The organism is Kordiimonas sp., assembly GCF_965216265.1.
Classification (GTDB): Bacteria; Pseudomonadota; Alphaproteobacteria; order Sphingomonadales; family Kordiimonadaceae; genus Kordiimonas.
Genome location: NZ_OZ244153.1, coordinates 3065235 through 3084659 on the forward strand (window position 1 = coordinate 3065235; position 19425 = coordinate 3084659).

10 protein-coding genes are annotated in these 19425 nt (G+C 54.7%); 8 read left to right on the top strand and 2 right to left on the bottom strand.

Features of this window, described 5'->3' with window-relative positions:
* Positions 1 to 112: 112 nt before the first annotated feature.
* From ACOOGA_RS14200 to ACOOGA_RS14230, 7 genes are all read left to right on the top strand, one after another.
* A complete protein-coding gene (locus tag ACOOGA_RS14200) occupies positions 113 to 3979 on the top strand; it encodes a glycosyltransferase (RefSeq protein WP_417463072.1) in 3867 nt (1288 codons plus the stop codon).
* 150 nt (positions 3980 to 4129) lie between these two features.
* Positions 4130 to 5167 (top strand): hypothetical protein, encoded by a 1038-nt coding sequence (locus ACOOGA_RS14205; protein ID WP_417463071.1) that lies wholly within the window; start codon positions 4130 to 4132, stop codon positions 5165 to 5167.
* 48 nt (positions 5168 to 5215) lie between these two features.
* Positions 5216 to 6445: a glycosyltransferase gene (locus ACOOGA_RS14210; RefSeq protein ID WP_417463070.1), complete on the top strand. Its 1230-nt coding sequence runs from the start codon at positions 5216 to 5218 to the stop codon at positions 6443 to 6445.
* Between the two features lie 154 nt (positions 6446 to 6599).
* Entirely contained in the window at positions 6600 to 8357 is a 1758-nt protein-coding gene (locus ACOOGA_RS14215) for a type I secretion system permease/ATPase (RefSeq protein WP_417463069.1), read from the top strand.
* Complete coding sequence (locus ACOOGA_RS14220; RefSeq protein ID WP_417463068.1) at positions 8354 to 9766, top strand: HlyD family type I secretion periplasmic adaptor subunit; 1413 nt, start codon at positions 8354 to 8356, stop codon at positions 9764 to 9766. The genes ACOOGA_RS14215 and ACOOGA_RS14220 overlap by 4 nt, the downstream gene beginning before the upstream one ends.
* Before the next feature lie 22 nt (positions 9767 to 9788).
* Positions 9789 to 11888: a DUF6212 domain-containing protein gene (locus ACOOGA_RS14225; RefSeq protein ID WP_417463067.1), complete on the top strand. Its 2100-nt coding sequence runs from the start codon at positions 9789 to 9791 to the stop codon at positions 11886 to 11888.
* A complete protein-coding gene (locus ACOOGA_RS14230; protein WP_420428905.1) occupies positions 11875 to 14598 on the top strand; it encodes a glycosyltransferase in 2724 nt (907 codons plus the stop codon). The genes ACOOGA_RS14225 and ACOOGA_RS14230 overlap by 14 nt, the downstream gene beginning before the upstream one ends.
* Positions 14599 to 14622: 24 nt before the next feature.
* Here the strand turns inward: ACOOGA_RS14230 and ACOOGA_RS14235 are convergent, their stop codons facing one another.
* On the bottom strand, positions 14623 to 15396 hold the full coding sequence (locus ACOOGA_RS14235; RefSeq protein ID WP_417463065.1) for a Stf0 family sulfotransferase: 774 nt from the start codon (positions 15394 to 15396) through the stop codon (positions 14623 to 14625).
* Between the two features lie 84 nt (positions 15397 to 15480).
* Positions 15481 to 18165 (bottom strand): glycosyltransferase, encoded by a 2685-nt coding sequence (locus ACOOGA_RS14240; protein WP_417463064.1) that lies wholly within the window; start codon positions 18163 to 18165, stop codon positions 15481 to 15483.
* Positions 18166 to 18339: 174 nt separating this feature from the next.
* Here ACOOGA_RS14240 and ACOOGA_RS14245 point away from each other — a divergent pair, with 174 nt between their 5' ends.
* A complete protein-coding gene (locus tag ACOOGA_RS14245) occupies positions 18340 to 19419 on the top strand; it encodes a hypothetical protein (RefSeq protein WP_417463063.1) in 1080 nt (359 codons plus the stop codon).
* The last annotated feature ends 6 nt before the right edge of the window (positions 19420 to 19425 follow it).

Below are 19425 nucleotides of genomic sequence, written 5' to 3' on the forward strand. Positions count from 1 at the left end.
ATGCAAATCCATTTTCATGACAAAGCGAACATGAATGCTAAGGCAGTACCGTGTTCGCGCCGCCAGTTGCGGGCTTTGTTCCGTACCACGGCGAAGGGTTTAGGATATTCATATGAGTAGCAGCGTGTCCGGGAAAGGCACCAACATCATCGAGCGAATTGAACAGTCCGGGCTTTTTCTTGCTGACTGGTATAGCGAGCGTTATGGCCTTGACGGCACAAAGCCTGCCAAAGCGCTGAAGCATTATGTAGAAAAGGGCGCTGCCCTTGGCTATCGCCCCAACCCGTATTTTGATGCGCCCTATTATGCTACTCAGTCTGGCGTTAAGGACCCGTGCGAAGCGCTCGTGCATTTTGCGGATGGGGGCTGGCGTGAGGGGTTGGACCCTTCCAAGGAATTTCTGGTCACACCTTATCTGGAAGCGAACCCGGATATTGCCAGCGCAGGGCTGAGCCCGTTGGCACATTTTCTCAGCCATGGCCGGCATGAAGGCCGCAAGGCTGTCTCAAAGTCGTTTGTTGATCCATGGGCGCCACCGCCGGGGGCACTGGCGCTTAAGGACGCGACGGTCACCAAGCGGCATAAAAGCTTAGCCAAATCTGTCACTGAGACCGGTTTGTTTGATGCTGCGTTTTACTGCGCCACATATCATACCCACATGGATGCAGAAGGCATGGCTGACCCCGCGCTGCATTACACGCTGTTTGGTGAAAAGCACGGGTTTAAGCCCAATCTCTATTTTGACCCAACCTACTACAAGCGCATGGCTGGGCTTGGAAAATCAGGCTCGCCTGCGCTTCTGGATTATGCGAACAAGGGGTGGAAAAAGGGCCTTAACCCCTCCGCCCGGTTCAGCGGTGTTTTGTACCGGGAAGCTTATGCAGACCGTTTTGGCAGGCAAAATGAACCCCTCGCGCATTATTTGAAAGACGGTGAGGCCATGGGCTTCGCGCGGTTTGATGTGCAACTGGCAACCGCAACCGGGAACGCAAGTGAGGACAAAGCCACCGTCGCCCAAATGGTTGAGGTTGCCAAAACCGGCCTGTTTGATGCCGCCTGGTACACCCAAAAATCAGAGGACCTGAAGGGCGAGGATATCACGCCGATAGAGCATTATCTTTCTACCGGTATGAAGGAAGGGCGTTGGCCGAACGAGTATTTTGACGACCGCTGGTACGGCACTTGTTACGGCGCGGAAATAGGAAAAGAACTACCACTGCTTCATTATGCCCGAGCGGGCTGCCTTATGGGCAAGTGGCCTTCGAAAACCTTTTCGCCAGAGCTGTACTTCCTTATGAACAAGGACATCAGTGAAGAGCAGGATAACCCGCTTTTGCATTTCCTTGAGTGCAAGCGCGGTGGTGTGCCACGCTCCTGGCCGAACCCTGCCTATCTTGGCAAAGAGGGCCATGCCTATCTGGTGATGAACGAGCAGGAGCGCGCACTTGCCCGCGAGGCAATCGTGGGCACCGGGTTGTTTGACCCCCACTGGTATGCGCAGGCCTACGCGCAAGACCTGATAGGCGGCGCGGATTATGTTGAGCATTTCCTGATTTTTGGTACTGGCCTGAAGTGCCGCCCGAACAGATATTTCGATACGCAGTGGTATGCGGATGAATACGCCGGCGATATTGGTGATTGCCATCCGCTTGTGTTTTACGCGGAGCACGGTTGGAAACTTGGGCACAAACCAAGCCGTGAGTTTGATGAAGCATCTTACCTTGAAGCTTATCCTGAGCTTGAGGATTTTGGCGGCAGCATGCTGGCGCACTATGTGCAGTTGGGCCGGGCGGAAGGCCGCACAGTGCCTGCACCTGTTGAGACCAGAGGGCAATCTGGCGCAGTGTTTCGTGCCCACGGCGGCAAGCGCATCCTTGGGCGCGGCATGCAAGGCATTACTGCGTTTGACCGCGTGCGCTTAACCCCGGCGGGGAAAGAATATGATCCAGCGCAGTTGAACATCCACTGGGTGATCCCGGACTTCGCGGCGGGCGGGGGCGGGCATATGACCATTTTCCGCATGATCAGTTTTTTGGAGCGGCAGGGCCACAAGGTCACCATCTGGGTCAATGACCCAGACCAGCATAAAAGACCCGAAGACGCGCGAGAGACCATCAATAAACATTTCCAGTTTATTGCGGCAGACGTCCGGTTTGTGGGCAGCAATTTTGCAGAACAGGCAGCGGGGGATGCAATCGTAGCGACAGACTGTTGGTCGGTCTGGCCCGTGATGGCAGCGGCAAACTTCCGTGAGCGGTTTTATTTTGTGCAGGATTTCGAGCCGTCCTTCTTTGCCATGGGCGGCAACTATCTGGCCGCAGAGCTGACCTACAAGCAGGAGCTGTTTTGCTTGTGCGCAAGCCCGTGGCTTGCTCAAAAACTCAGCCGGGATTATGGCCGCCGCACCGCGCATTTCTATCTGGCCGCAGACCAGCGGCTTTATTTCCCTGCCAAGCCTGAGGGCGAGAAACAGGCGAAGGAAAATACGGTTCCCCGCATTGCCTTTTACTCGCGGATCGCGACTGACCGCCGCGCGGTAGAGCTGGGCCTGTTGGCACTTGAGCTGCTGGCACGCGAAGGTGTGTCTTTCCATGTGGACTTCTTTGGTAACGATGTGCCTTTTGGGGATGCGCCGTTTGCCTTCACGGACCACGGGGTTGCGTCAACGGCTGATCTGGCCGCGCTTTTCAACAAAGCTGACATCGGTGTGGTTTTTTCTGCCACCAACTATTCGCTGGTGCCGCAGGAGATGATGGCGTGCGGTTTGCCTATTGTGGAGCTGGACGGTGAGAATACCCGCGCGATTTATGACGAGGATATCGTTGCGTGGGCCAAGCCCGACCCTTATGCGATCGCGACAGAAATCAAGGCATTGCTGAGGGACGAGAAACGCAAGAAAGCGCAGGCTGATGCCGCGCTCAAATGGGTTTCGGGTTTCTCCTGGAAACAGGCGGCGGAGACAGTTGAAGCTGCAATCAAGGATGCTGTGACGGAAGCGGCAAAAACGACCGGTGCCAAACCTGGGCCAAGGCAAAAGGAAGCCACGCCCCCAAAAGCGTCTGTGGTGATCCCGACCTATAATGCGGGTGCACAATTTGAAGCGGTGCTTGATGGTGTGTTGGCACAGCATACGCCGTGGCCGTTTGAGGTTCTGGTGATTGATAGCGGCTCAACAGATGGCACCTTGGATTTGATCGCCAAGCGGCCGGAGGTAAGGCTGCATCAGATCGATAAAAGCGAGTTTAGCCACGGAGGCACACGCAACCTGGGCGTTGAGCTGACATCGGGCGAGTATATCGCTTTCCTCACCCACGATGCGCTACCCGCCAACGATGCGTGGCTTTTTAATATTGTGGAAGCGCTTGAGGTAACACCGGAAGCAGCCGGCGCGTTTGGCAAACATTTCGCCTATCCGGAAGCGTCGGCCTTCACGAAACGTGACCTTGATGCGCATTTTGCTGGCATGCTCAACTATCCGCTGTGTGTGTCCCGCGATACGGACGTGGCCCGTTACCGGTCTGGTGACGCGGGCTGGCGGCAGTTCTTGCATTTCTATAGCGACAACAACAGCTGTTTCCGCCGTTCTGTGTGGGAGAAGTTGCCATACAGGGTGGTTGAGTTTGGCGAAGACCAGCTTTGGGCATCTGATATCATTGAAGCAGGTTATGCCAAGCTATATGCGGCGCAGGCCACCGTGTACCACAGCCACGACTATGACGAAGAGGAAACGCGGGAGCGGTCTTCCATTGAGGCCAGCTTCTTCAAGCATTTCTTTGGCTATGAGCTGATCAGCGCTGAAGACCAGTTTGAGCGCGAGTTAGCCGCGCTGAATGCGGGTGATGAAGCGTGGGCGCGGGCGCACAATGTGCCGGAGGCCGAGATAGACCTGCGGCGACGGTTGAATGCAGCTCGGCTCAGGGGATACCTGGAAGGCGGCAGCGCGGACACCAGCAAGATTTTCAAGCAGGTTGTGGCCTAAGGTGGCACGCGCCGCTCTCACTAGCTTGCAATATATATTTGCACCTTGTGGTGCACCGGCGCTATATGAAGTGCGCGTTATCGTTGCCTTGGGGGAGTATGCAGTGCTGGGCCATGATGATGCGCGGATAAGTCGAGACCGGAGCATTTCGTGGCGATAACATTATATCTCCATATCGGGTACCCAAAGTGCGGCAGCACCACCATTCAGGAAGCGCTTTATGAGAACCGCAAGGTTTTGCGGGCGATGGGGTATGGTGTGTGCGGACGAACGCTCGACCTTTTGGGCCCACGGTCAAAGCTCTGGTTTCCCGTTGGGTATTTCAAATCGCACCTTGATGCAGCGCGTGACGGCAACGCGCCTGATATGGAGCCTGAGTTCAAGGCCCTTCATGCGCGTGCAGCAGCAGCCGGTTTGCATTCAGTTGTTATCTCGGCAGAGAACCTGAGCGCCGTGCAGGCGCCGGGCTTGCTGGCGAGTGCAAAAAAATACTTCGATTGCCGCGTTATTTTTTACTTCCGACGGCAGGATGACTGGCTGACCTCAAGCTGGGCACAATGGCAGTTCAAGGGCGGAGAGGGTTTGACCGCATTTGTGCGTCGTCGGCTTTCCATGCCGGACAAACTTCTGTTCCGCCCTGTGCTGGAGAGTTATCTTGAGCATTTTGCGAGAGATGTTTTTCGCGTTCGGCTGCTATCGGGCAAATATCTTACCGGTGGTGATTTGTGCTCAGACTTCTGGCATGCCGTGGGCATTGACGGTGGTTTGATGCAGCGTGTGGTTTCCAGGAATGTTTCCTTCAGCACGCAGCTGGCGGGTGTGCTCAAAGAAAGCCCTTACCTGTTTGAGGACGCGCATGACAATGAGCTGACCGGCTTCATTGACGAGCAGCACAAAGGCAGGCGCGGTGCAAAGAAGGACGCATTATCTCATGATATGCGCGCTGAAATTCTAGACTTTTTCAAGAATGAGAACGACTGGCTTGAGACGACGTTTTTCCAGGGTGGCGGGCTTGGCGATTGGCTCAAGTTGCCGGATACGGGGCCATCAGCGCTAAAGCCAGATCTGGCAGCGCTTGACGACGCCAGTTTGCGCGGGGTCAGTGAACTATTGAACCTGAACATGGTTGTTTTAAAAGAGCTGCGGCAGGACGTGGACAAGATCAAGCGGGCGCTTGGTATTAAATAGCCCATTTTGGTCTTTAGGGGCGCGCGGCGCCGGATGATAGGTAGACACATGAAAATATTGGTTTCGCATAATAATTTCCCTGGCCAGTACCGGCGTCTCATGGCCTATGTTGAGCCTATGAAGGACGTGGAAGTTGCGACTGTTACGCTTACGGGCAACAAAAATAAATATAGCCTGCCACGGGTTAACTTCGCCCCACACCGGCCTGCGCACAAAGAAATTCACCCCGCTGTTCGCAGCGTTGAAGACAACGTGATAATGGGGCAGGCAGCCTATAAATCGCTGATGGGTTACAAGAAGAAAAAGGGTTCGCCCGATATTATCCTTGCGCATTCGGGCTGGGGGGCTTCGCTCTTTTTCAAGGACATATTTCCTGACGCCAAGTTCCTCAGCTATTATGAGTGGTATTATCATTGCCATGGTGGCGACGGCGAATTTATTGAGCGCAAGCGTTATGACGCCAACGCAGAGATGCGCATCCGCATGAAAAACACGCCCATCTTGCACGACCTTGCGGCGCAGGACTGGGGGCAGTGTCCCACGCAGTTCCAGAAATCACGTTTCCCGGAGATATTCCGCGACCGTATCAGCGTTCTGCATGACGGTGTGGACACAGAATATTTTTCACCAAAAGAAGGCGTAAAGGTCAAGGTTGGTGACAAAACGCTGACGGCCAGCGATGAGGTGATCACCTATGTCGCGCGCGGTATGGAAGCCTACCGGGGTTTCCCCCAGTTTATGGAAGCCGTTTCCAAACTACAGAAAATTCGGCCAAACCTGCACGTGGTTGTGCTTGGCGATGACCGCATCGCTTATGGTTCCAAACAGCCGGATGGCAAGGGCATGAAAGAGCCTATGCTCAAGAAGTTTGAGTTTGATATGAACCGGCTTCATTTCATGGGGCTGCAGCCGCTTGCTGTCATGCGGGCGTTGTTGCAAATTTCTTCTGCGCATATCTATCTTACAGCGCCGTTTGTGCTTTCCTGGTCCATGCTTGAAGCCATGAGCACAGGCGCGTTGATTATTGCGTCTGACACCGACCCGGTGAAAGAACTGATTAGGGACGGCGAAAACGGCATTCTGGTTGATTTCTGGCATGTTGATGCGCTTGTGGATAAAACCAACAAGGTTCTGGATAACCCGAAGGAGTTTGAACACCTCCGTGGCCAGGCTCGAAATCGTATTGTTAATCATTATTCTACCGTCGATCTTCTGCCCAAATACTGGCAGATGATTAACGATGTAGCGGAAGGACGGACACCGAAACTGACACCTTAACCAGGGGTCAGCGCGAAAGGTGGCAATGCGCCGCACGTATTGTTGATGTTCGACACGCAAGAAAGCGTGTGCTATCGACGGTTTCTGGTAAATTGGGACTAGTTTTTTTTGGCTGAGATGGCAAAGAGCGCCCAGATTGAATTGGAAGTGATGGATGTCGGTTTACGACGAGTTTAAGGCGGAAGAGCGCCAGTTTATTAAGTCAATGCGCGTAGTCTGGATGTTGTCTTTGTTTGGCAACGTCGCCATGCTGGCAATGCCTGCCTTTATGTTTCAGGTCTACACCCGTGTCTTGCAGTCTCAAAGTATGGAAACTTTGATCGCACTGTTCCTGATCTGTACTGTGGTGCTGGTCGCTTACGGCTTTCTTGACGGGGCAAAACAGAAGCTGGTGGCGCTGGCGGCTGTGCGCTTTGAAAGCCAGATGGCGGGCCCCCTTCTCGCGGCTGAGCTGGCGCAGCAAAAAGACGCCAATGGCGAAAGTATTCGTGATCTCGCGCTTCTGCGCCAAGTCCTCTCCTCTCCGTCTTTCCTGGCGATATTCGACATTCCGTTGGTGCCGATTTTCCTCATCATTCTTTACATCATTCACCCGCTTATCGGCATTGTCGTGACCATCGGCGCGGGGATTCTGTTCATGATGACAATTGTGGGCAACCGGAAATCAGCGCCTTTCAATGAGGCGACGAGCGAGGCGATGATCCTCGCGCACCGGCGCCTTGAGATGCATATGCGTTCTCAAGAGATTATTCGTGCTCAAGGGAACTATATTGAGAGCGTAAACGACTGGGGTAAGCACCAGGGGCGGCACCTCAGCAATTATCTTGATTCGACAAGTGCAACAGCAGGTTTTAGCTCAGCATCGAAGGCTGGCCGTCAGATTTTGCAAATTCTGATTGTGGCCGTGGGTGCCGCGCTAGTGCTGGATGGCGACGCAGATTTTGGCGTTATTTTTGGTGCCGCTATCATCGGTGGCCGGACCCTGATGCCGATGGAGCAGATCCTTGGCGGATGGCGGCAACTTACCAGCGGATACGATGCCCGCAGGCGTCTGATCGAGCGGGTCAAGGATCTGCAGCTGCCTGAAAAGCGTATGCTGCTGCCACGTCCAAAAGGTGAAATTACGGTCAACCGCTTGGCCTATGTGCCAATGCCTGGTGCTGAGCCGATCCTGCGCAACGTGAACTGTGTTATTCGACCCGGCGACTGCGTGGCCATCATCGGTGGCTCTGGCTCGGGTAAGTCAACGCTGGCGCGCCTTCTCGTCGGGTATCTGGAGCCCACAGCAGGCTCTGTGAAGCTTGACGGCACTTCGCTTGCCGCGTGGGATCCTGTGGCCAAGGGGCTTTATGTGGGTTACCTGCCACAACAACAGCAGCTCTTTGAAGTCTCCGTTGCGGAAAATATCGCGCGGATGCGTGCAGATGACCCGCCTGAAATGGTGATCGAGGCTGCGCGGCGTGCGGGTGTGCATGAAATACTGCAATCCCTGCCTAAGGGGTATGACAGCAAGCTGGTCCGCGGTGGGTATTGGCCATCTGGTGGGCAGGCGCAAATGATATCGCTGGCGCGCTCAATGTATGGCGACCCGCAGGTTCTGGTGTTTGATGAACCGGAAACCGGGCTGGATAGCCAATCAGAGGCGCTATTCCACCGGTTGGTGGCCAGTCTTCGCGAAGAGGGAAAAACCGTCGTCATCATTACGCACCGCCCAAGCGCCCTCAGGCATGTCAATAAGGTGATGTTGATGGCCAACGGCCAGATCAAGGATTTCGGACCGCGCGATGCCGTATTGAAAAATAACGGAATTACCACGGTGGGAGCGCAGAAAGCTGCAAAAAAAGCGGCGGCGCCTCAGCAACAGGTAGAAACCACAGAGGCTGACCAGCCTAAAATAGAAAATGCACAATGATGGAACAGGACCAAAACAACACAACAGGTTCGGCCGTCGCTAAAACTGCGAAAACCGGACAGAGCCTTGCAGACCCGATCACAGTTGACACCAGCCGTGTGTTCAAACGTGAAGAACTGGAGCGCTGGCACGACACAGTTGATTATTCGAGCGACCGTGGCCTCAAGCTAGCTAAAATTGTGATCCTGCTGGTATTTGGTTTTGGCGGTATCTGGGCATGTACGGCCCCGCTTGGGGGCGCTGTGATTGCGACCGGTCGGGTCGTGGCGGAAAACCACAACAGGGTTATCCAGCACCTTGAAGGCGGTATCCTTTCCGAGGTTGTTGTGAACGAAGGCCAACGGGTTGAGGACGGTCAGGTATTGGCACGACTGGACGGTAGCCGCGTAACACCTCAGCTTAAGAATGCTGAATTGCAGCGCGCTGTACTTCAGGTGCAATTGGCGCGGCGCCGGGCTGAAATTCAGGGGGCAACACAAATTCAGCTCCCTGACTTATCGCCCGAACTCCTCGCGAATACGCGACTGCAGGAAACTATTGATAGCCAAACCAGTGAATTCCATGCCTTGAACGACCTGATGCGGTCACAGATCCAGATTCTGGATAACAAGATCGAGGCGCTCAAGGACGATATCGAAGGCCAGCAGGCTGTGATCAAAGCGCGTGAAAAGCAAGACGAGTTGCTTGCGATGGAACTGCGCGATTTCAAAGACCTGCTGGAAAAAGGCCTTGTACAGCGCACGCGTGTGTTTGCAACAGAGCGTGAGCTGGCGGTCGTGCGTGCAAATACTGAGATATCGAAGCTGAATATCGAGAAGTCTCGCAACGATATTGTTTCGACAGAATCGGAAAAAATGCAGGTACGCCTTGAGAGGCTCAAACAAGCTGAAGGTGTTTCCGTTGAACTGCAAAAGAACATCAATACACTTGATGCCCAGATTGCGCAGTATCAAGACGTGCTGGAGCGGACGATCATTCGGTCACCGGCAGCAGGTTTTATATTCCGGATATCCAAGAAGACACCCGGCGCGGTATTGCGCCCCGGCGACGCAATTATGGAGATCGTGCCCGAACTGGATGACTTCCGCGTTGAAGCCAATGTGCAAATTCGCGACGTAGAGAAAGTGTTTATTGGCCAGGATGTGGAGATGCGTCTGCTGTCTGTTACCAACCGTGCGACACCGCCGGTTAAGGGCAAGATAACATATCTGTCTTCAGATTCGATTGTCCCTGATGACGGTAGCCAAGGGTTCTATATTGCCTATGTATCTGTGAATGAGGGCGAAGATACAGGCTCGGTCGTGCCGGGTAATGTGGCCACGGTGTTTATCAAAACGGAACCAAGCACCTTCATTGAGATTCTACTCAATCCGCTGACGCGCTTCTCCGCACGTGCGTTTAAAGGTTGATCCGGGAGGATATTGGGGCGGCATGGCACAGCTGAAGCTCACAAAAGCAGCGTTCGCGGTCCTTTATGGTCGCGAACGGGTGCTTATCACCGATGAAACTCTGCTGCCGCATGTGAAGGGCCTGGCAGATGACGCGTTTGCGGTCCTGCTGGTCGATAGTGACGGAAGGACCACCACGGGCGGTGAAAGCCCCGCAGCGGCCACTCTTGACGTCCTTGGTATGCCCCTTGGTCTTAAAGCGGTTCTGGTGCATGAGCAGAACAAGGCCGTGGTGGCTGAATGGGGCGGTGAACGCCTGCTTGCCAAAAGCAAGGATGGCTTCGAGATTTTCATTGCGAAGCCCAATGACCCAGATGTCGAAACTAAGCTTACTGACTTTTTTATAGCGTTGCAGAACACCATGCTTGTTGCGCTGTCTGCGCGAGCGACCAGGCTTGAAACCCAGACAGCCTACCTGCGCCAGTCGTCAGAGCGGATGATGACGGCGCTTGCCATGTCTGAGCGTGTGATGCAGGCGGTGGGGTATAGCGAGCTTTCGGTTGTCGCCTCCTTGCCTAAAAGCTCTGAACGTGTTGGTCCGCAAGGTGATATCAATACCAACTCGTTCGAGCAGATTTTCCCAACTGACGGATTGGGCCTGGGCGCCATAGAGCTTCATGCGGTGTTACCGCGTAAAGGCGTTGGTGATGGTTATCTTGAGGTTGCCATTCTTCGGGACTTTGACGGCAAAATACTGACGTTCCAGAACCTTCGGTTTGAAGATATTAACGAAGGCTGGAATACGGTTCGCTTCAATCAGGTTGTCACCGATGTGTTTGGCGACGTAAGGCTCGCGCTTCGTTGGCATACAGAAGCCGAAGGCAAGGCGCCGCTGGTTTCCCTCTCGGATATAAGCGGCAACCGCTTTGGCGCGCCAGGCAACGATAGAAGCGTTGCTCTGAATGTCTTCAAGCGCGCCTGCGGCACGGACATAAGTGATGAGGCTCTGACTGCGGTTGGCAATACATCCCTCGCGGGCGTTATCGTACTCCCCAGTAGCTATGCCGACGGAGTGGCTTTCTATGGGGGCGAGGCTCGCTATCAGGCTGCGAAAGCAGAACAGAGCTTTGACCCGTTTGTTGTGAATGAAACCACCGGGAGCGCCAAGGTTCATTTGGCATCCGACGGGTTAACGGGGCTGACATTCCGGACCATACTGCCGCGCGGTGCCCGTAGCATCGACCTTGATGTGGTGCTGCCTGAGGCCAGAGGCCCTGAGATGGCCATTTACGCGGCGCTGGTAAACAGCCTCGGCGGCATCGAAACCCACATGACTAACGCTATGAAGGGCGAAGCGCATGATCTCGTCTCTTATGCAACGGCCCATTTGGGTAAAGGACAGAGAACCAGAATCCAGCTTGAATGTGAGGACTGCACGGGGCGTGAAATTTATGTCGTTCTTGTTGCCAAAACTCAGGACGGCACCATAGCAAACGGCTGGTGCCAGCTTGATCGGTTGGTCCTTAACGCACCATATGCATCTACGGTTCAGCTGGACAAACCCCACCTGTCACCAAAGAAAATTGTACGTGCCGTCCGGCTGCCGGAACTTGGTAATCTGGTGCAATTTCTTTATGGCCCTGATGAGTTGCACCGCCTGAGTGTCTCTGGCGGATTCCTGCCTATGCTGCTTGATGAAAACGGTGGTTATCTGCAAACGCATCCGCTTAAGGGTGCTGTGTCTGCGGCCATCCTGCCCTCGCTCGTTATGCCGGGCACTATAAAGGTAACCACAACCGCGACAACTGGCCACCCGCACGCGCCGGAATTTATCTATCTGGCCATGCTTGTTCGGCGCGATGTAGCGGACACCACGGACGCTGTTGAAGCAGTGGCAAAAGCGGTACAAAACGGGGGGCCTTTTGAAGAAACCATGGCTGAGGACGACGGTGCCGTTTTCTGGCATGCGCGCTGCCTGAAGGCGGACGAAGAAGCCCGGTTGGAGCTGACGTTCCAGACGCCTCTCACAGCCGTGTATAACATTGTGTTGGCTGCCTTGCCGATTGATGGCCTTACATCCTTCGGATGGTGCCGCTGGACCTCGCTTGGCATCATCAGCCAAGAAGCTGATGGCAAGGCATAGCCCCATGCCAGCCGTCGCCCCCAACTCAGATACCCAACACTTGCCTGACGCTGAGATTGAACCCATTGGCATCGTGATACCGGCCTATGGTCACCCGCGTTTTCTTGGCGAGGCGATCATCAGTGCCTGTACGCAGGAAACCGAACGGCAAATTCTTGTTGTTGTGGTGGACGATGGCTGCCGATTTGAAGAAACTGTTGAGCTGGTTACCAGCCTGATGGGGCAGTTTCCCGGTGTACTGCATTACGTGCGGCACAAAAACACACGGTTGCCGGGCGCGCGCAACAAGGGCGTACGTTTCCTGATGGCGATGTGTCCTGAAATCGATTCGGTTTTTTTTCTTGATGCAGATAACAGGCTTTCACCCTATTCGATTGAGGCTTACCGCAAAGCGCTTGGTGACGATGAGCGTATTGGCTGGGCTTACCCTGATATAGCGTTCTTTGGCCTCTCTTGGGGGCGGGGCGGTTTTGATATCCGGGAAACCGCACCGGACTATTCTGTGCTGAAGCACCTGTGCGGCAACATCTCCGAAGCCGGGTCGCTTGTTCGGGCATCTGTGTTCAGAAATGACGTGTTTTACGACGACACCATGCGCTCAGGCTTTGAAGACTGGGATTTCTGGCTCACGGCTCTTGGAGCAGGGTATCTCGGTGTAAGGGTGAAAGACGCTGGATTCTTGTATCGCCGCCGTGCTGAAAGCATGCTGGCAGATAGCCGCCGCGAAGAGGAGCTTTTGCTCGCGCGGATGAAGCTCAAGCACAAGGCGCTATTTGATCCCAAATTTATTATGCAAACCGTGCAGCGCGAGGCACCTTTCTTCGCCATTTTGGAAGAAGACAGCGATAAGGTTTTGCTGACCGCCGATCCGTGCGTGAAGGGCGAGGAAATCACGCTTGAAGAATTCGCGAACCGCGTGGCAGCTTGCCGCAAAAGTCCGCGTGAGCACTTCTTCCCACGCAAGATAGTGTTGTTCGCGCCGGGTATGTGGCAAGCGCTTAAAAAGGGCGCCCCGGCCTATATGCGCTGGGTGTTCTGGATGCTGCTGCGCGACAAGACAGGCACGAAGGCGATAAGCGTGGTCTCATCCGCGCGTCCTGCCATGCGCCGCGCCACGCCGGGTGACCATGCGCATATGATAGTGTTTGATAGCACCGCGTTTGAGAATCAGGTCTGGACAGGGGATTTAGCTCCACTGGCTGAACTTGAACACGCTGAGTTGTCGCTGCCGATAAAGGCTGTGCCGGAGGGTATGACGGCAGGTTTACTCTGCTGGAATCTGGGCACACTGTTACCAAAAGACAAAACCTACTCGCGCCATACAGACAGGCGGTATGCCGGGCCTCACGCTCGCGGCCTGTATGAAAAAGTGATCGATCCGGCTTGTTCGGCCGATGATGAATTTTTCCCGCCAGCCCCTTGGGTTCGCGCGGACGGTGAGAAGTGGTTCGCTTTTGTCGCAACTGGTGATGAGGTTGCGATTGCGGACCTTGCTGGCCGCATGCAGGCGGCACGCATAAAAGGATACCGCATCCTTCTGGTGTTGGAGCGCGAGGACGGCGTGCAGTATGAAGACAAGCCTTCGCTTGCGCTAGATATCGCAGATATGATCGTGCCGCTTATCCTTGAGCCAAGCGCAGGTATGAGCCGCTATTATCTTGGGCGGCGAGTGAAATCTGTTATGACCGGAATGCGCCAGCTTGAGCTTGAGACACTTGCCATTCATTTTGACCATATCGAGGCCAGCCATACAGCCATGAGCCTGGAGGCTTTTGGCGCCAGCAAACATAGGGGCGCAAAAACGCACCTGATGATGCCAAGCGCCTATGCGCATGATGCTGGCGCGGAAGACTTTGGTCGGGTGCTGGCGTATGAGCACGCCATTGACCAAGTGGTGACAGATGATCCTTCAGTTCTTGCACCGGTGCTGAGTGCACAGGGCATCCCGCGTGAGAAGGTGGTGGCGGAAGCCGATTTTTTCAGCGCTTTGGCGCCGGCATCCAACAAAGTGAATGCGCCCGCGGTAATGGCTAAGCCACTGAGTTGGGCCCCCACAGGCGGATACCTGTTTGTGGTGACCTATGGCCGCAGCGGGTCCACATTGTTGCAGACTGTATTGCAATCCATTGATGGCTATTTCATTCGCGGTGAAAATGAAAACGCGCTCTATTCACTTTTTGAAGCATGGAAACGCGCCCGCAGTGTGCGCCAGCGCTTTGATACAACGCGCCCTGTGCCCAGGCATGGCCCGTGGTATGGCGCGGAAGAGGTGGACGCAGAGGCCTTCGCCGCCCGGCTTGTGGACGCCTTCGTGGCAGAAGTGATCCGCCCACCAGAGGATGCGCGTGTTGTCGGCTTTAAGGAAATTCGGTACGGCGATCTCAGCGAGGGGGAGCTTGAAGAGTATCTGGAATTTATCCGGCGTTTCTTCCCGCAAAGTCGGTTTGTTTTCAATATGCGGAACGCGGCGGACGTAGGCCGTTCTGGCTGGTGGAAAGACACAGATCCGGGCTTTGTTGAAAAGCTCGTGTCGCGAAGCGATGCGGTGTTCAAGCGTTTTGCCGCGCGCTACAGCGCCATCTCCCATCTCATGCAGTATGAAGAGTATGCGCAAGCAGAGGCGGGCTTTGTATCCCTGTTTGATTTCCTGGGTGAAGAGATGGATGAGGCCGTACTTAAAGCCATGATGGCGCGTCAACTCGATCATTAGGCAGTCACGGTCGGCTGCAGCCGCCTATAGCGTGAAATTAAGCCCCAACTTCTTGCGGGCATCTTCCCTGAACCGGCTTTCAAATTCATCTTTGGCCGAGTGCGCCTGCTTCTGGAACATGGATTTGCGTTTGCCCAATTTGTCGAATGGCTCGTCGATGAACACCGCGATACGGCGGATGGTAACGAAAGGCTTTTTGATCAGGTCTTCATACCACACGGTGTGATAGGACTTGTTCAGAACGGTCAGGCTCAGTTCCGCATCACTATTGTGTTTGATGCAGGACATGACGATACGCTCTATAGCGTCAAAGTCATACTCGGGCATTTCGCCTTTAGCTTCATGAAATGAAGCCCACTGCTGATTATGGTGCGCGATATAGTGAGAGATAGCCTGTGCGATGATGTTCCTGCGTTTGATCCAGATGATAGAGCTGCCACCCTCAAATGCGTCCAGCAGGCCGAAGCGGTGCAGCATATCAAGCTGGATACAGCCTATTTTGGCGCCCCAGTGTACGGTTTTGCAGTCCCGACGCATGAAGCGCACATAATCTTCAAAACCGTGCAGGCTGTGCTGATCACTCATCTTCTGTACGTTAACGGCGTTGAAAATCTCATGCCGCATGGAAACGCTCGGGATGCGCTTCATCAGGTCAACCAGATAGTTGGAGCCAGAGCGGTTGCCGAACAGCACAAAAACGCCCTTGCCCGGTAGTGTGCCGGTGATGCGCGTGCGGGATCTGTCTCCGCCATAATAGGCGAGGATATCACTCTCGTGCTGGTGCTGTTTTGGTTCCATCAAACTCACGATCTAACTGAGGGTTGAGCCTTTTAAGCCGAGGTTATGGCCAAGTTCAAGATGCATGTGGGGTTAGGGGCACTTTTATTGCGCTGTCTGGTGATAGAAATCTGGTGACAAAAGCTTTAAAGGCCCTTGGTTTTCAAGCGTGCGGACCAGTTCTTTATGCTCTGCCTTTGAGAGCGGTTTCAGCGGGTTGGTGAGCAGAAATTCGTTCACCCGCGCGGGTTCTTTCATCCATGCTACAGGCAGCACATGGCCAAAGCCTGCATCACGCACGCGGTCGGCCATCGCGCCTAAGTCAAACACCACAGGCGGTATGTTGAGCCGGAACGCGAGCGTGAGCGCGTAGTTATAGGTCTCGGGCCAGATGGAGAAGAAAGCCAGCATGTCCGGGCTATAGCCACGCAGCATTTCAGCGCATTCTGCATCACCCCGGTATTTACCCATGATCGTGAGTTTCTCGATACTGCCAGAGCCAGTGTCTGAATATCCGAACAGGCGAAAGGCGATCTTGAGGCCCCGTGCCCAAGCATCACGCGCGCAATTTTCCATAATGGCGCGGCCTTTGTGTGGCCCAAGCGCCCCCACAAACGCCAGCCTCAGATCGCGGCTTTTCCCCGGCTTGCCTGCCTTTGGCTTGACGGGTGAGCCGAGGTCTGTGTGTTCATGGTGTGGCACCGCTTTGCATATATCAGCGCGGAGGAATGCGTTGGCGCGGTTTGCGGCGTTCTGGGACGGGGCAAAACACCCCGCACTTGCGCGGATAAATTCCCGGTATTCATTCTGATAGGTTTCGATGTCGACCCAGCCGTTTACTGGCGGGTGAGCGCCAAGGCAATTGCGGCAGCCATCCACATCCGGTTCACCGCAATAGTCACCGGCGGGTGTTACAAACTGCCCATGTGGGCATATGGGCGCATAGTCGTGGAAAGTGAAATAGTAGGGCAGGCCGGATTGTTTAATGAGCTTGAGCACCTGTGCACGTGCCTGCGGCAGGAAGGCCACAAGGCTGTGCACGTGTACGAGTTTAGGGCTGAGGATAGAGATCAACTCCTGAATGAGCCCGGCATCTGCTGTAACGTGAAGTTCTTCAAGGTTGGGCAGGAAGAAGCCGTCGCCACCATCAAAGCTTACATGTTCGGATTTATGCTCAAGCGAGCGCATGGTAACGACGCCAACGCCTTCGGCACTAAGCACAGTCCGCAGGTCTTCGATGTTTTTGGAGATGCCGCCACCCCAGTCATGCGAGATGAAAAGGGCTGTCTCGCCCATCGCCCGCTTGAGGCGCATGGCGTCCAGCCGGGCGCGGGCATGTCGGCCCGCGTCGTGGGCAATATAGCGGTGCACATCACCCACATAGCCGGGATGCTTTTTCAAAACTGCCTGCAGGCCCTTCTGTTGTGAGAGAGGGGCGTCAGCCGCAAAAGAAACCTCGCCCCGGTGTTTCACAAACACATCAAAGGCCAGCACGTTGCGCCAGCCTGCACCGGCCACGCGCACACAGAAATCGTTTTCCTCGCCATAGCCTTTTGCAAAGGCAGCTTCGTCGAACAGGCCGACCTCATCCAGTGCTTTACGGCGAATGTAGAAGCAAAATCCAACGCCTGTGGGCACGTCCGTGAGCTGGCCTTTGTTAGCGGCATAGGCTGCTTCGTTTAGGCTGGTGCCGGAGCACTCAATCTCGAAATTATTGTTCTTGAGCGTTTCCGGATAGCTGCAGATTGTCGCGTTATTGGAAAGGGGTGTGATTGTGGCGATGTCTGCGTGGGTATCTGCATGCGCAAGCAGGCGGTCAAGCCAGTCGCCGTAAACCTCGGTATCCGCATTCAAAAGCACAACATCGCGCTCGGCATTTAAGGCCATACCGCGATTGACGGTGCCAACAAACCCGAGGTTTTCATCGTTACGAAGCAGGGTGAAAAGCCCCTTTGCTGCTAGTCGCTCCAGTTTTGCAGACAGCTCAGGCTCGGGGCTGTAATCGTCAATCACAATCAACTCAGCGGCGTGTTCGGTACCCGCACTTAGTACTGAATAGAGGCAGCGTAGCGTGTCACCATAACCCCGGTATACCGGCACAATGATATCAACTGTTGCGGCACCACCGTCCGGGTCAAGCGGCTTAACGTCTAGCCATTCTTTATCTGTGGGGGCAGTCGCCTCTTGTGCTTTCCTCAGGCCAAGCCGGTTCAGGCGTATGGTGCCTTCCAGGCCACTGTCCAGCAGGTCAAGGATGGGATTTACAGCTTCATTGCGGCGATTGCCTATCTGGCGGTCAAACTCTTTAATATCAAACAGGAGCGATGGCCTGCGGCCATCTCGCCACCCGCGTTCCATAAAATGTTGCAACGGGTCTGTGCCCGGCGGCAGGGGCGGCTTCAGCGCTGCATAATAGGTGGCGTCAAAATAGCTTGAAGCCTCAATCCGCTCTCGTTCCCCTTGCGCATTCGCGGGGGGCGGAGCAACTGTATCAGACGTGCCAGGCAGCGGCCGTTGCTCTTTTTTTCCTTGGGTCAGATAATGCACAAAAGGGTTGAGGTCGGCCTTTTTGATGTCCGGGTAGGCGTTCAGGTAGGCCTTCACCGAAAACCAGGGCGCGGGGTCAAGGCCTTCGCGCCAGCCGGTTTTCATAAAATGTTTGAAGGCAGACTCGCCGCTTTTTGCCACATCCGGGCACTGCACGAGATAGAAAGCTTCATCGAAGTTTTGCCGTGCAACCGCAACCTCATCCCGCCGTCTTCGCCATAAAGATAATTTCTTGCGCATCATCTATGCTTTCAAGGCTGGTGTCCGGCCGCGGTAACGGCTTATGATCACTATTGATTTTTTGGTTATGCGCGAGGCTTTTATCATGGCATTTCTTATCCGCCAACTGGTCCGGCAAAGTCAAGCGGGCGTCTGTTGGTCATATGCGCCGCACGTGGGCCAAAAGGTGTGTGCACTGTGCTGAAACGCTTGAATGTTTATATTGATCAGTCAGACCCCGCCGCAGCAGTGCGGCTTTCTCATGCGCTGCGATATGAGAAGTCCGTTAATCTGGTCCCGGCCTCCGGCGGGGGGATGCCTGAGGGTGAGCTTTATGAATTTTTATATGACCATGCCGTAGATGTTGTTTTTGCGCCATCAGGCGCGGGGGAGATTCCGCACTACCTGAAAGAGCAGGGATATAACCCAAAAATACTGGCGCCCAGCCGGGATGCGCTTACGGCGGTAAGAAGCTTGGTATCAGGCTCCAATACGGGGCAGGGCGATCACGACTACCTGGTGGATTGTTACACGGATTTTTCAGGTGACCTGCGATACCGGCTTGTTCAACTTGTCCAACAGGCCGAGGCTGCCCTGCGGGTAACGCCTGTGTTGAAGGCGCCGTATGAAGTTGAGATGCTCGCGGATGTCCTTAATGTCCGCTACAAGCCTAGGGGGGGCTGGTATTTCCGGGCAACTAAAGTGGATGGCGGTGAGCTTCGGCTTGCCAGCTTAAACCTGAGTGGGCTCGATGGCGCCTCACTCAGTCGTTTGCGAGGAGCGAACTTCCCGGCACTTATGCTGTTTGAGGTCATGGGCCATGATATTGGTTTTTTGCTGCAAAAAGACCTGCCATGCTCAGCGTTATTTGATGAGGCTGGTGTGCATGTGAGCGCATCCCCGGAGCACGACAGGGTGTTTTTTGACCTTGATGACACCCTTATTATTCATGGGCAGGTGAACCCGGAAGCAATCAGCTTCCTTCAGCGGTGCAGAGAGAACAAAAAACCGGTCACGCTTATCACACGGCATTACCGGGAACCCGGGATCACGTTGGCGGAGTTTGGTATTGATCCCGCCCTGTTTTCGCAGATGGTCTGGATCACAGACGGTAGCAGCAAGGCGTCTCATATCCCGCCAGATGCGCGGGCAATTTTTGTTGATGATGCGTATAAAGAAAGGCTGGATGTTGCTGCCAATTCGGCTTGCGCGGTTTTTGCTCCTGATGCGATCCCTGCGCTGCAGGGTGGGATAATGCAGGAATTGTTCCTGCGCTAGCCTTCG

What these genes read in the sequence shown, in the direction of transcription:
- ACOOGA_RS14225 (WP_417463067.1), top strand. Translation starts at nt 9,789, where the DNA reads ATGGCACAGCTGAAGCTCACAAAAGCAGCGTTCGCGGTCCTTTATGGT.
- ACOOGA_RS14230 (WP_420428905.1), top strand. Translation starts at nt 11,875, where the DNA reads ATGGCAAGGCATAGCCCCATGCCAGCCGTCGCCCCCAACTCAGATACC.
- ACOOGA_RS14215 (WP_417463069.1), top strand. Translation starts at nt 6,600, where the DNA reads ATGTCGGTTTACGACGAGTTTAAGGCGGAAGAGCGCCAGTTTATTAAG.
- ACOOGA_RS14235 (WP_417463065.1), bottom strand. Translation starts at nt 15,396, where the DNA reads ATGGAACCAAAACAGCACCAGCACGAGAGTGATATCCTCGCCTATTAT.
- ACOOGA_RS14200 (WP_417463072.1), top strand. Translation starts at nt 113, where the DNA reads ATGAGTAGCAGCGTGTCCGGGAAAGGCACCAACATCATCGAGCGAATT.
- ACOOGA_RS14210 (WP_417463070.1), top strand. Translation starts at nt 5,216, where the DNA reads ATGAAAATATTGGTTTCGCATAATAATTTCCCTGGCCAGTACCGGCGT.
- ACOOGA_RS14220 (WP_417463068.1), top strand. Translation starts at nt 8,354, where the DNA reads ATGATGGAACAGGACCAAAACAACACAACAGGTTCGGCCGTCGCTAAA.
- ACOOGA_RS14240 (WP_417463064.1), bottom strand. Translation starts at nt 18,165, where the DNA reads ATGATGCGCAAGAAATTATCTTTATGGCGAAGACGGCGGGATGAGGTT.